Annotated in this window: 11 protein-coding genes; 6 read left to right on the plus strand and 5 right to left on the minus strand. The window is 69.4% G+C overall.

Features of this window, described 5'->3' with window-relative positions; all coding sequences use genetic code 11:
* Positions 1–861, minus strand: a complete 861-nt coding sequence (locus BM417_RS44255; protein ID WP_245822809.1) for an EamA family transporter — start codon at positions 859–861, stop codon at positions 1–3.
* Positions 862–930: 69 nt separating this feature from the next.
* Between BM417_RS44255 and BM417_RS44260 the strand changes: the two genes are divergently transcribed.
* Together BM417_RS44260 and BM417_RS44265 are read left to right on the plus strand one after the other, a co-directional pair.
* Complete coding sequence (locus BM417_RS44260; protein WP_093606113.1) at positions 931–1,782, plus strand: LysR family transcriptional regulator; 852 nt, start codon at positions 931–933, stop codon at positions 1,780–1,782.
* Positions 1,783–1,862: 80 nt separating this feature from the next.
* A complete protein-coding gene (locus BM417_RS44265) occupies positions 1,863–3,458 on the plus strand; it encodes a long-chain fatty acid--CoA ligase (RefSeq protein WP_093606114.1) in 1,596 nt (531 codons plus the stop codon).
* Here the strand turns inward: BM417_RS44265 and BM417_RS44270 are convergent.
* Positions 3,451–5,118, minus strand: a complete 1,668-nt coding sequence (locus BM417_RS44270) for a helix-turn-helix domain-containing protein (protein WP_093606115.1) — start codon at positions 5,116–5,118, stop codon at positions 3,451–3,453. The two genes, BM417_RS44265 and BM417_RS44270, sit on opposite strands and share 8 nt — an antisense overlap.
* Before the next feature lie 144 nt (positions 5,119–5,262).
* On the opposite strand from BM417_RS44270, the gene BM417_RS44275 reads away from it, so the two are divergent.
* Positions 5,263–6,627 (plus strand): MFS transporter, encoded by a 1,365-nt coding sequence (locus BM417_RS44275; RefSeq protein WP_093606116.1) that lies wholly within the window; start codon positions 5,263–5,265, stop codon positions 6,625–6,627.
* 58 nt (positions 6,628–6,685) lie between these two features.
* The gene (locus BM417_RS44280) at positions 6,686–8,257 is read left to right on the plus strand and encodes a tannase/feruloyl esterase family alpha/beta hydrolase (protein WP_093606117.1); all 1,572 of its coding nucleotides are present in this window, start codon (positions 6,686–6,688) and stop codon (positions 8,255–8,257) included.
* 4 nt (positions 8,258–8,261) lie between these two features.
* Here BM417_RS44280 and BM417_RS44285 read toward each other — a convergent pair whose 3' ends face one another.
* The gene (locus tag BM417_RS44285; RefSeq protein ID WP_093606118.1) at positions 8,262–9,149 is read right to left on the minus strand and encodes a LysR family transcriptional regulator; all 888 of its coding nucleotides are present in this window, start codon (positions 9,147–9,149) and stop codon (positions 8,262–8,264) included.
* Positions 9,150–9,231: 82 nt separating this feature from the next.
* On the opposite strand from BM417_RS44285, the gene BM417_RS44290 reads away from it, so the two are divergent.
* Positions 9,232–10,449, plus strand: a complete 1,218-nt coding sequence (locus BM417_RS44290) for an MFS transporter (protein ID WP_093606119.1) — start codon at positions 9,232–9,234, stop codon at positions 10,447–10,449.
* Here BM417_RS44290 and BM417_RS44295 read toward each other — a convergent pair.
* Positions 10,430–11,086 (minus strand): YwqG family protein, encoded by a 657-nt coding sequence (locus BM417_RS44295; RefSeq protein WP_093606191.1) that lies wholly within the window; start codon positions 11,084–11,086, stop codon positions 10,430–10,432. The genes BM417_RS44290 and BM417_RS44295 overlap by 20 nt on opposite strands.
* A 40-nt stretch (positions 11,087–11,126) precedes the next feature.
* Here BM417_RS44295 and BM417_RS44300 point away from each other — a divergent pair, with 40 nt between their 5' ends.
* Positions 11,127–11,585: a hypothetical protein gene (locus BM417_RS44300; RefSeq protein ID WP_143139089.1), complete on the plus strand. Its 459-nt coding sequence runs from the start codon at positions 11,127–11,129 to the stop codon at positions 11,583–11,585.
* A gap of 48 nt (positions 11,586–11,633) precedes the next feature.
* Here BM417_RS44300 and argG read toward each other — a convergent pair whose 3' ends face one another.
* On the minus strand, positions 11,634–13,079 hold the full coding sequence (argG, locus tag BM417_RS44305) for an argininosuccinate synthase (protein WP_093606121.1): 1,446 nt from the start codon (positions 13,077–13,079) through the stop codon (positions 11,634–11,636).
* Between the last annotated feature and the right edge of the window lie 13 nt (positions 13,080–13,092).

The raw sequence follows: 13,092 nt of genomic DNA on the forward strand, positions 1-13,092 counted from the left end.
TCACATTTCGGGGTTGACGGTAGGTGATCCAGACCACTTCGAGCAAGTCACAGCCAGTGCATTGGCGGTGACGACGAGCAAGATTCCAGCCCAATGGTGGAGTTCGAGCGTCTCCCCCAGCACCACGAGCCCCGCCAGTGCCGCCAGCACCGGGTGCACGCTCATGGCCAGCCCGAACAGGCGCGCGGGCACCTTCCGCAGCGCGATCACGTCGACGGCGTACGGCACGACGCTGCAGAACACGCCCGCGCCGACCGCGTACAGGATCGACATCCCGGTCAGCTTCCCGTGCAGGACCAGCAACACCGCGACCGGAACGTAGAGCGTCGCTGACATCGCAGTCGCGACGGCGGGCGCCTGCAGTCCGGGCAGCCGCGCCCCGACCAGGCGGTTGAGCAGGATGTACGCGGCCCAGCAGCCCGCCGCGAGCAGGCCGAGCCCGACGCCGAGGTAGTCGCTGCTCGGGCCCGGCAGCACCAGCACGTACACGCCGACGGCCGCGATCAGCACGAACAGGAAGTCCCGGCGGGTCCGGGAACCGGCCAGCGCGATGCCGAGCGGCCCGAGCACCTCCAGCGTGACGGCGAGGCCGAGGCCGATGCGGTCGATCGCCATGTAGAGGCTGAGGTTCATCGTGGCGAACACGAGGCCGAGCGCGATCGTCGGCCACCACTGCGCCCAGGTGAATCTTCGCAGGTTCGGCCGGGCCATCGGGAGCAGCACCGCGGCGGCCACGAACTGGCGCACCGCCACGACCCCGGCCGGGCCGATGGCGGCGAACGCGTGGGCGCCCACGGCGGCACCGATCTGGTTGCTGGCCGCGCTCGCGGTCATCGTCGCGAATCCACCGATGCTCTTCATGCCGCAAAGCCTGCGTTCCGGCCTTTGATACGGGAAATGCATTGGTCGCCTCACCTATACGCTGAACGCATGGATCTGCGGCATCTGCGGGCGTTCGTGGCGGTGGTCGACGCGGGCACGTTCACCGACGCGGCAAGGGAACTCGACCTGACGCAGGCGTCGGTGTCCCGTTCGGTCGCGGCGCTGGAGGCCTCGCTCGGCGTGCGGCTGCTGCAACGTTCGACCCGGCACGTGGCGCTCACCGCCGTGGGCACCCAGGTGCTCGACGGTGCCCGGCGAGTGCTGGACGAGGTCGCGCACCTGCACCGGATCGCGTCGCAGTCGCTGACCGAACTGCGGATCGGCTACGCCTGGTCGGCGCTGGGCAAGCACACCCGGCGTGTGCAGAAGGCTTGGGCCTCAAAGCATCCCGGACTGCCACTGGTGTTCGTCCAGTCGAACTCGGTCACCGCCGGCCTCGCCGAGGGCATGGCCGATGTCGCTGTCCTGCGCAAGGCCATCGACGACTCGCGGTTCGAGACGGCGTTGCTCGGCACCGAACGGCGCTACGGCGTGGTCGCGACGGACAACCCGTTGGCGCGCAAGCGTTCGCTCAAGCTCGCCGACCTCGCCCGGTACTCGCTGGCCGTGGACGACCGGACCGGGACGACCACCCTGGACCTCTGGCAACCGGGCAAGGCGCCCGCCGTCGTCCGCAACACGCACAGCGTCGACGAATGGCTGACGCTGATCGCCGCCGGGCAGGCCGTGGGCATGACGTCGGAGGCCACCGCGAGCCTGAACCCACGTCCTGGCGTCGCCTATCGGGCCGTGGTGGACGCGCCGCCGATCGCGGTCTGGCTCGCGTGGTGGAAGGACCAGCCGCCGCAGCACCTCACCGATCTGGTCACGCTGGCGTGCGACGCCTACCGCGCGGTGTGAGGAATCGCTGCCAGGGCAGGAGAATGAGTGGAAGGTTCTGCCCTCCTGCCCGCCCAGGAGCTCACTTAGTGTGATCGTTCATGGACGGGCTGATGCAACCCCGGCCGCTCACCATCGCGCACGTTCTGGAGCGAGCCGAGCGGCTGTACGCGCACAAGCAGGTCGTGACGGCCGGGGAGCGGGCCACCTACGCCGAGGTGGCCGAGCAGACCCGGCGCCTCGCCACCGCGCTCGACTCGCTCGGCGTGCCGGTCGGCGCCCGCGTCGCCACGTTCGCGACCAACACTCGGCGTCACCTGGAGTTGTACCTCGCGGCGCCGATCACCAAGCGGGTGCTGCACTCCCTCAACATCCGGCTTTCGGCGGAGCACCTGGAGTACATCGTCAACCACGCCGAGGACGACGTGGTGTTCGTCGATCGCGCTCTGCTCCCCCGAATATGGCCCAGTGCCGGCCGAATGCGGACGGTCCGGCACTGGGTCGTCCTGCCAGACGACAGTGACGTCGAGATCCCCGCCGATTCTCGCGTCGTGCGCTACGACGAGCTGGTCGCGGGAGCAGCTCCGTTCGCGGGCTCGTTCGAGGACTCGTTCACGCTCGCGGACGAGAACCTGGCCTCCGGGCTCTGCTACACGTCCGGCACGACCGGACCGCCCAAAGGCGTGCTGTACAGCCACAGGTCGACGATCCTGCACTGCCTCGGAACGCTCGCGGCCGGTTTCATCGGCCTGTGCGAGAGCGACGTCGTGATGCCGATCGTGCCCATGTTCCACGCCAACGCCTGGGGTCTCCCCTACGGCGCGATGATGACGGGCGCCTCGCTCGTCCTGCCCGGCCCGTCGTCGGATCCGGCTCATCTGTTGAAGCTGATGGAGACCGAACGGGTCACCGTCGCCGGTGCCGTACCGACGGTGTGGACGAGCCTGGTTCCCGACCTGCTCTCCTACGACCTGAGCGCCACGCGGTTCCTGCTCGGCGGCGGCTCGGTGATCGCCCCGGCGCTGTCCGAGACCTACCGAGCCGCGCTCGGCGTACCCATCACGCATTCCTGGGGCATGACGGAGATCAGTCCTGTCGGGACGATCGGCGGCACCCGCACCCAGCACCAAAACGCAGACGAACAAGTGGCGGTGCGGGCCTCCCAGGGCCAGCCGCTGCCGCTCGTGAACCTGCGGATCGCCGACGTCGAGACAGGCGCGGAACTACCGCGTGACGGCAAGGCGATCGGTGAGCTCCAGGTGGCGGGCCCGTGGGTGGCGGGCGGCTACTTCCGGGTGGACGCACCGGACAGCTTCACGGGCGACGGCTGGCTGCGGACCGGCGACCTCGCCACGATCGACGCCGACGGCTACGTACGGCTCGTGGACCGGATGAAGGACCTGATCAAGTCCGGCGGCGAGTGGATCTCCTCGGTGGAGTTGGAGAGCGCCCTCACCTCGCACCCCGACGTGGTCGAGGTCGCCGTGGTCGCGCGCCCGGACCCGAAGTGGGGCGAACGCCCCGTCGCCTACGTCGTCCTGCGCGACGGCAGCGCCACCACCGGCGACGACCTGTTGCGGCACATCACGCCCGCGGTCGCCAGGTGGTGGCTGCCCGACGAGGTCGTCTTCCGGGCCACCTTGCCCAAGACTGGCACCGGAAAGCTGTCGAAGAGCGCTCTGCGCGCCACTACGTGAGGTTCCGCAACCGGTGCAGCGCAAGCCCGAGTTGCAGCTCCAGGTCGTTCTCGGTGCGCCAGTCGGCACCGAGGACGTCGCTGACGCGGTCCAGCCGCTTGAGGAGCGTGTTGACGTGCACGTGCAACGCGCGCGCGGTCGCCGCGACGTTGGCACGGTGGTCGTAGTAGGCGCAGAGGGTTCCGACGAGATCGGTTCCGCGCCGTTGGTCGTATTCGGCGAGGGGACCCACTGACTCGGCGAGGAAGCGGTCGAGCTCGCCCGCCCGGTCCACGTCGAAGATCAACGCGTAGAGGGAGTACCGGCCGGTCGTGGCGCCGCGGTCGGTGTGCCCCAGCGCCCGCATGACCGCGCCGCACCGGCCGGCCAGGGAGAACGCGCGCGACCAGTCGTGGTTGACCGCCCGCTCCCCCACGACGACGACGGGAGCGCCTGACGCGCGCCGCAGCCGGCGGTGGACCTCCTCGACGGTGCGGTCGTCGTCCGCGCTGGGCACGATCATCGTCGCCCGGCCGAGGTGTTCGCCCGCCAGTCCGGAACGGTCCCTGGCGATGTCGTGCAGGTGGCGCACGAGGTCGGCGGAGGACGCCGGCGAGTCCGCGACGAGGACCAGGTTCAGCCGGTCGGCGTTGATGTGACGGGCCTGGGCGCGCGAGCGCTGGGAGGGGCTGATCCCGGGGCCGCCGACCATCAGCTCGGTCAGCAGTTCGCCGCTGAGCCGTTCGCTCGCGTCGGCGACAGCGCGTTCCTTGAGGATCAGCAAGCCGAGGATGTGCGTGGCCCGTTCGAGCGTGCGCAGGTCCATGTCCTCCGAGACACCGTTCCCCTGCAACGCTTCGCGACTCCACGACAGCGCGCCGAGGTAGCTGTCACCCGCCCTGATCGGGGCCACGCTGTGCGCGACCCCCTCGGCGTCGACCGAGGTCGTGACCCGGCCGGAGTGATGTCCTGCAGCCCTGTCGAGCACGACCACGCTCCCGCCGAGCTGACCGGCGAGGAGCTGCGCGACGTCGTCCGGCGTGCCTCCTTCCAGCACCACGCCCGTCAGGGTCTCGTGGATCGCCTGCGCCCGTTCGACGACGGTCATGTGCTCCTGCAGGTCCTGCAACGCTTTCCGGCTCTTCTCGTAGAGACGGGCGTTGTCCAGCGCCACCGCGGCGTGGTCGGCGAACGCGCTCAGCAACGCGATCTCGCCCGCGTGGAACGACCGCTCGGAGCGGTACGCGGCGAACAGCGCGCCCACCACCTCGTCCCGAATCACCAGCGGCACACCGAGAAGAGCGACCAGGTCCTCGGTGCCGACCAGCACGTCGAAGCCCGCGTCGTGGTCGATGAGGGTCGAGGCGGCGTAGTTGGGCACCCACTGCGGACGCCGCGTGGCCAGCACCTTGCCGCCGAGGCCGACGCCGGCCGGGATCGTGGCGCTCAGGAACGCGGCGGAGATCGTTCCCTCCGCCGCCTTGGCCGAGAGCCTGCCGTCCGCGACGAGCGAGAGGTAGGTGAAGTCCGTGCCCATCAGGTCGTGGGCGTGGCGGACGATCGACTGGAGCACGGCGTCGAGCTCGCCGAGAGCCGTGAGCGACTTCGCCGTCGCGTACAACGACGCCAGTTCGCGCTGCCGGCGCACGAGTTCGTGCGACTCACTCGGGTCGATGGTCACGACGCCATTGTTGCTCAGCCGCCGGTGGTGGAAAGGCCCACCAGATCAACGCGAGGGGTGTGTGATCCAGACCTCAGCCAAAGGGTGCCGCCGCCCTAGCATTGGCCGTCATCACCTGCCGGTTCACCGACGAAGGCGGCATGTATGGCAACCCCTCTGGCCCAGCCCGAAGAACAGTCCGCGACCCGGCGCCGGGGCTTCCGCAAGCTGCTGACCGCGGGGCTGATCGGCAGTTCGATCGAGTGGTACGACTTCTTCCTCTACGGGACCGCGGCCGCGCTGGTGTTCCCCAAGGTGTTCTTCCCGCAGTCTTCTGCGCTGACCGGGACGCTGCTCGCGTTCAGCACGTTCTGGGCGGGGTTCGTGGCGCGTCCGATCGGCGGGGTGCTCGCCGGGCACTTCGGTGACAAGTACGGGCGCAAGCCGGTCGTCGTGGCCTGCCTCGCGCTCATGGGCGGCGCGACGTTCCTGATCGGCTGTCTGCCCGGCGCGTCGGCGGTGGGTGCGCTGGCACCGATCCTGCTGGTGACATTGCGCTTCCTTCAAGGGCTCGCGGCAGGCGGCCAGTGGGGCGGCATCATGCTGCTGCTCACTGAGTCGGCGAGCCCGAAACGGCGCGGGTTCGCTGGAACCTTCGGGCAGACCAGCGTTCCCGTCGCCGTGATCATCTCGAACCTGATCTTCCTGGCCGCCAGCGGCCTGATGCCGAACGACGCGTTCCTCAGCTGGGGCTGGCGGATCCCGTTCCTGCTCAGCGTCGTGATGTTCGCGGTGGTCCTCTACATCCAGTCCAAAGTGGAGGACACGCCGGAGTTCCGCGAGCTGCAGCAGGAGGTGGTGCGACCGGAACGCGCCGTCGTCAGGGCACCGCTCGCGCAGGTCATCCGGAGCAGGTGGGGCACGATCCTGCTCGCCTGCGGGATCCTCTCGGCCACCAACAGCCTCTTCTACGTCAGCATCGCCGGACTGCTGAACTACGGCACCACGTCCCTCAAGCTCGACCGCGTTCCGCTGCTGACGGTCGTGCTGCTCAGTTCCGTGGCGATGCTCGCGGTCCTGCCCTGGGCCGGGCACGTCTCCGACCGGATCGGGCGCCGTCCGCTGATCCTCATCGGCGGCCTGGGTGTCGCGTTGTGGGGCTTCCCGTACTTCGGGCTCGTCAACACCGCGTCGCTGCCGCTGATCTTCGTCGCCGTGGTGGTGGGATTCATCTTCCAGAGCCTCACGTACGGCCCGATCGCGAGCTTCCTCGGCGAACTGTTCGCGCCCAACGTCCGCTACTCGGGCGCGTCGCTGTCCTACCAGCTCTCCGCGATCATCATCAGCGGTGGCACGCCGTTCCTCATGACCGCGCTCATCGCTCAGACCGGCAGCACAGTGCCGGTGGCCGCCTACATCACGCTCATGGGGCTGATCACCTTCGTCAGCGCGTGGTTCCTCCCCGAGACGAACCCCGCCGAGGTCCGCGAGGACCCGCTGGCCGTCCCCGGCACGCACCTCTACCGCTGAAAGGGAGTCCGGCGTGAGGCCTCTTGCTGTGCTTTCGACCGTGCTTCTGTTACCGGGAATGACCTTTCTCGGTGCCGTCCCGGCCGGCGCGACGACCGCGTGCGCGGACCTGAACCAGGTGAAGATCCCGGCCTCGGTCATCAGCCTGCCTACCACCGGCGGCCGCGTCACAGCGGCCGCCGTCACGTCCAGTGTCGTGAGTGGACAGACGATCGAGTACTGCCAGGTCGACGCCGACCTGCATCCCGTCGACCGGTCCGCGCCCGCCATCAAGATGCGCGTCGCGCTGCCGCACGGCTGGAACGGCAAGGCGTTGATGTTCGGTGGCGGCGGCTACAACGGAACGATTCCCGCACTGACGGGGAACGTGCCGTTCGCCGCTCCGGACGCGCCGGCACCCTTGGCGCGGCGGTACGCGACGTTCGCGAGCGACTCCGGCCACCAGCAGGGCCCGGCGTCGGTTCCGTCGCTGGACGGCTCGTTCGGCGTGAACGACGAGGCGGTGCGGAACTTCGCCGCCGGAGACGCGCTGAAGAAGACGCACGACGCGAGCCTGTTCCTGATCCGGCGCGCCTATGGAAAGAATCCCGCCGAGACGTACTTCGCGGGCGGTTCGACGGGTGGCCGTGAGGCACTCATCGTCGCTCAACGCTGGCCGCGGGCGTTCGACGGCGTGATCTCGGGCTTTCCCGCGTGGAACAACCTCGCCGAGGGCCTGTACCTGGGACATCTGACTCAGGTCCTGTCCCGTCCCGGCGCGTTCCCCGGACCCGCGAAGCAGACTCTGTTGATCGACAGCGTGATCACCGCGTGCGACGGCCTGGACGGCGTCGCGGACAGGGTCGTGTCGAACCCGCGTTGCCAGTTCGACCCGCGCGTCCTGCGATGCCCTGACGGCGCCGACACCGGGCCGACCTGCCTGTCCGATCCGCAGATCGGGGCTGTGGTCGCGATGTCCACGCCGTTGCGGTGGCCGTACCGGGTCGCCAGCGGTGAGACCCAGTACCCCGGTTTCCCGTTCCTCTCGGGAGCGGACATGCGGACCCCGTTCCTCGGGTTCGGCACGACCGCGCCGGCGAACCCCATGCCGGTCACCAGCGGCTACGGCATGCAGTACTGGGACCAGTGGGTGAAGTACTTCCTGACCCGCGACCCCGGATTCAACTCCCTCGACCTGGATCCGCTGCGCCCGGGGAAGTGGCTCGACCGGATCAGCCGGCTCTCCACGATCCAGGACCGCAACGACGTGGACCTGCGCCCGTTCGCACGCTCCGGCGGCAAGCTGATCATGCTGCACGGCGCCGCGGACGAGTTGGTGTCGCACCGCTCGACGAACGACTACTACCAGCGCGTGCGCGACCTCCTGGGCCCTGGCACCACAGAGAAGTTCCTGCGCTACTACCTCGTGCCAGGGGCCAACCACGCGAACTTCGGCACGCCCGCGTTCGCCGCCGGGTGGGACTCGCTCACCGCACTGGAACGCTGGGTCCAGAAAGGACGGTCGCCGGCGAACCCGGTCGTCGCCGACAACACCCACAACCGCACGCGTCCGCTCTGCGAGTACCCGGGCTGGCCCCGGTACCGCGCCGGAGATCCGGACAGGGCGTCGAGCTTCACCTGCACCCGTTGACCGTTCAGCGGGAGAAGAACTCGTGCACCACAGCGATCAACGCCCTGGTCGCGGCGCTCGGCCGGCGCCCGGCGGGCCACGCGAGTCCCAGCGGCCAGCGCAGGTCCGCGCCGGTCACGGTCAGGGTCTTGACGTCCGCCGCGGCGCCGATGACGTAGCCGGGCAGCAGCACGACGCCGAGGCCGTGCCGGACGAAGTCGACGCCGGTATATATGTCGGACATCTCCACGGTCACCCGGCGCGGCACGGCGTTGGCGGCGAACGCCCGGTCGGCCACGGCCCGGTTGCCGTAGCCCAGCGGCGAGTCGATGAAGTCCAGCCCGGCGAGGTCGCCGATGGACACCTCGTCCCTGACGGCCAGCGGGTGGTCCCGGGGCACGACCAGGTCCATCACCGAGTGGGACAGCTCGTCGAGGACGATCCCGTTCGGCACGTCGCCGGGCACCGACACGAAGGACAGGTCGAGCCTGCGGTCCAGGAGCTGCTCGACGAGCCCGAGCGACCCCGTGGTCGACGCGTTGGTGCGCACCAGCACCCCGGGATGACGCCGGTGGAACTCACCGAGCAGCGCCGGCAGGTTGATCAGAGCCACCGAGGTCAGCGTGCCGAGCCGGACCGTGCCGGTGAGCCCGCCCTGGACCTGTGCGACGGCGTCCCTGGCCTCGGTGGCGGCGTCGAGCACGGCCTGGGCCTTCGGCAGCAGCGCCTCCCCCGCGTCGGTCAGCAGGACGCGCTTGGAGTTGCGGTCGAGCAGGACGGCGCCGAGCTCGCGTTCGAGGGTCTTGATCGCGGCCGAGACGGCGGACTGCACGACGTGCACGCGGGCGGCGGCGCGGGTGAAGCTGCCCTCTTCCGCGACCGCGACGAAGTACTCGAGCTGGCGGAGGTCCACACCAGCGAGTATCTCAGAAAGTGATGATCGCCAGCAGCAACTTTCGTTGGACGTGATGTATCGAGGCACGCAAGGTGGAGGCATGTCCCTGGTCCTCGATTCACCGATCGCCGAACGACCCGCTGCGAGCACGCACCACGGCAGGGGTTTCTGGGCCGTCGCCGGCACGTTCCTCATCGCGATGGCCTACTCGACCGTCCCCGCGCCGCTGTTCCCGCTCTACGTGGCGCGCGAGGGCTTCTCGACGTTCGCGATCACCGTCGTGTTCGCCGCCTTCGCGGTCGGCGTGGTGATCAGCCTGGTGCTGGCGGGCCACGTCTCGGACTGGGCAGGCCGCAAGACGATCCTCATCCCCGCGCTGAGCCTGGAGATCGTCTCCGCGCTGCTCTTCCTCACGAGCACGTCGCTGCCGGTCCTGATCGTCGCGCGCGTGATCAACGGCCTGGGTGTCGGCATGATCGCCGCGACCGCCACCGCCTACCTCTACGACCTGCACTCCCGGCACCGCCCCGGCGCGTCACCGCGCCGCTTCGAGATCGTGTCGACCGCGGCGAACATCGGCGGCCTCGGCGTCGGCGCCCTGGTGGCGGGCGCACTCGCGCAGTACGCGCCCTCGCCGCTGAGCACACCGTACGTCGTGCTGGCCGTGTTGCTCGCGGTGAGCATCGCCGCCGTCGCCCTCACGCCGGAAACCGTGGTGCGCAAGCGGGTCTCGTACCGTCCACAACGGATCAGCGCCGACCACGGCGACCGCACGGGTTACTTCGCGGCGGCCGCTGGAGCGTTCTCGGCGTTCGCGGTGTTCGGTGTGTTCACGTCGGTCTCGCCGGGCTTCGTGGCGGGCGAACTGCACCACCCGTCGCGGCTGCTGGCCGGGCTCGTGGTGTTCCTCGTGTTCGGTGGAGCGGCGCTCGCCCAGACCGTGACCGGCGGCCTTTCCCTGTCCGCCCGGCGTGCGGTGGGCCTGGGCGGGCAGGCGATCGGCGTGCTGCTGGTCGTGGCCGGGATGTACGCGACGAGCTTCCCGTTGTTCCTGGTCGGCGGGGCGATCGCCGGAATCGGCGCCGGTGTGCAGTTCAAGGCGTCGATCGGGGTGGTCTCCGCGATGGCGGCGCCGGAGAAGCGCGGCGAGGCGCTGGCGACGCTGTTCTTCATCGCCTACCTCGGGCTGAGCGTGCCGTCGCTGTCGATCGGGCTCGCCACCCGGTATCTCGCGCCCACCACGGTGATGGCGTGGTTCGCCGGGATCCTGCTCGTGCTGCTGGCCGGGGTGGCGGCGCTCAGTCGACGTGCACGGTGATCGGATGCTGAACGTCCTTGGCGCAGGTGAGGATGTTCAGGTTGCCCTCACGGCCGAACTCCCACTCCACGTCGTCACCGGACGGTTCGTGGGTGGCCAGCGACAGCGTCTGGCGTTGCACCGAGCCGCACTCCGGGCACTCGAACTCGATCGGGCCGGACTGCCACCACGCGGTCCAGCCGCCGATCTTCGTGCCACCGGAGGTCTTCGTCTCGTGCTCGGCGAAGCGGATCGGTTCGAGCACGTTGACCGTGGGAACGTACAGCTCTTCCTGCACGGACGGCGCAGGCTCCTCCTCGATCAGCTCGAACACCGTCGCGGCGTCACGCCACACCAGCCGCACGTCCGGGCCGTAGGCATGAGGCAGGTCGTGGTGAAGCGTGCAGAGGAAGACCTGGAGGAGATCGGTACCGTCCGGGAACGGTAGCTCCGGGAAGTCGCGCCGGTAGAGCTGCACGGCGCCGACGAACGGTTCACCGGCGCCGGCGGGATCGTGCGCGGCGCCGTCGCAATGCGGCCACGGCTCGTCGATCGGCCACAGCATCGGGCCGCCGATGTGGCTGTCGGCGTCCGTCGGGTCGCCTTCCAGGGGATTGAGCAGTACGGCGGGCCGAGCCCGCTCATCCTCGATCGACACGAGTCGTAACGATAGTGAGGCCGGTGCCGACCCCGCAGGCATGAGGTTCTTGATCACACCTGTGCTGCTCGCCGTCCTCGCGGCGGGCTGCACCCCGGAGATCACCGGGTCCGGTTCGCCTTCGGACCCCGAGTCGTCCACCGCCCCGACGACTCAGCCGCCGACCACCACCACGTCAGCCGCGGCCACCGCCCTCACCGGCGTGTCACCTGACCAGTACGAAAGCCTGCCCTCGCAGTACTGCGACCGGCCGTTCACCGGCGCTCTGGGCAAGCCGATGCTGGCCGTCGTGATGGAGACCCCGCAGGGCAGGCTGAACTGCGACCAGGCCGGAGCAGTGTTGTTCGACTACTACGCCGAACGGTCGGACCCGAAGACGGGCCTGCCACCGGTCATGGTCGGATCGATGTCGTGCAACCAGGTCCCTGAAGGCATCATGCCGCAGGTCGTGTGCGCGGACGCGGAGAACGTCATCTACTCGATGTGGCCCCAGACCTGACGAGAACGGGGCCGGCGGGGTGATCCCCACCGGCCCCGTGTTCTCGTGTTAGTCCGTGCCGAACTCCATGGCCGCCGCGTCGAGCAGCTCGTCGGCCGCCGAGACCTCACCGCGCGAGGCGATGGCCTCCGCGCCGCCGTCCGGCACCTCGCCGATCAGCTGCGTCGGCTCGGGCAGGGCGGGGATGAGCGCCGACTGGCGGGTGCCGACCATGCCGAGGCCCGCGAAGAGCTCCAGCTTGGCGCGGGAGTCCGCGATGTCGAGGTTGCGCATGGTCAGCTGGCCGATGCGGTCGATCGGGCCGAACGCCGAGTCCTCGGTGCGTTCCATCGACAGCTTGTCCGGGTGGTAGCTGAATGCCGGGCCGGACGTGTCGAGGATCGAGTAGTCGTCGCCCCTGCGCAGCCGCAGCGTGACCTCGCCGGTGATCGCGGAGCCGACCCAGCGCTGCAACGACTCGCGCACCATCAGCGACTGCGGGTCGAGCCAGCGGCCCTCGTAGAGCAGACGGCCGAGCTTGCGGCCCTCGTTGTGGTAGGCCGCGACGGTGTCCTCGTTGTGGATCGCGTTCACGAGCCGGTCGTAGGCGATGTACAGCAACGCCATGCCGGGCGCCTCGTAGATGCCGCGGCTCTTGGCCTCGATGATGCGGTTCTCGATCTGGTCGGACATGCCGAGACCGTGGCGGCCGCCGATGGCGTTCGCCTCCAGCACGAGGTCGACGGCGTCGTGGAACTCCTTGCCGTTGATCGTGACCGGACGGCCCTGGTCGAAGCCGATGGTGACGTCCTCGGTCGCGATCTCGACCGACGGGTCCCAGAACTTGACGCCCATGATCGGCTCGACGATCTCGATGCCCTCGTTGAGCAGCTCGAGCGACTTGGCCTCGTGCGTCGCGCCCCAGATGTTCGCGTCGGTCGAGTACGCCTTCTCGACGGACGAGCGGTAGGGCAGGTCACGCTCGAGCAGCCACTCGGACATCTCCTTGCGGCCGCCGAGCTCGTTCACGAACGCCGCGTCGAGCCACGGCTTGTAGATCCGCAGCGACGGGTTCGCGAGCAGGCCGTAGCGGTAGAACCGCTCGATGTCGTTGCCCTTGTAGGTGGAGCCGTCGCCCCAGATCTGCACGTCGTCGTCGAGCATGGCGCGCACGAGCATGGTGCCCGTGACGGCCCGCCCGAGCGGGGTCGTGTTGAAGTACGCGCGGCCACCGGAGCGGATGTGGAACGCGCCGCAGGCCAGCGCCGCGAGACCTTCCTCGACCAGCGCGGCACGGCAGTCGACAAGACGTGCGATCTCGGCACCGTACGTACCGGCGCGGCCGGGGACCGTATCGATCTCGGGCTCGTCGTACTGCCCGATGTCCGCGGTGTACGTGCAGGGCACAGCGCCCTTCTCACGCATCCACGCGACCGCGACGGAGGTGTCGAGACCACCGGAGAAGGCGATGCCGACGCGTTCGCCGACGGGAAGTGAAGTGAGCACCTTGGACACGTTGAGAATTATG

The sequence above is a fragment of the Lentzea waywayandensis genome (genome assembly GCF_900115955.1).
Taxonomy (GTDB): Bacteria; Actinomycetota; Actinomycetes; order Mycobacteriales; family Pseudonocardiaceae; genus Lentzea; species Lentzea waywayandensis.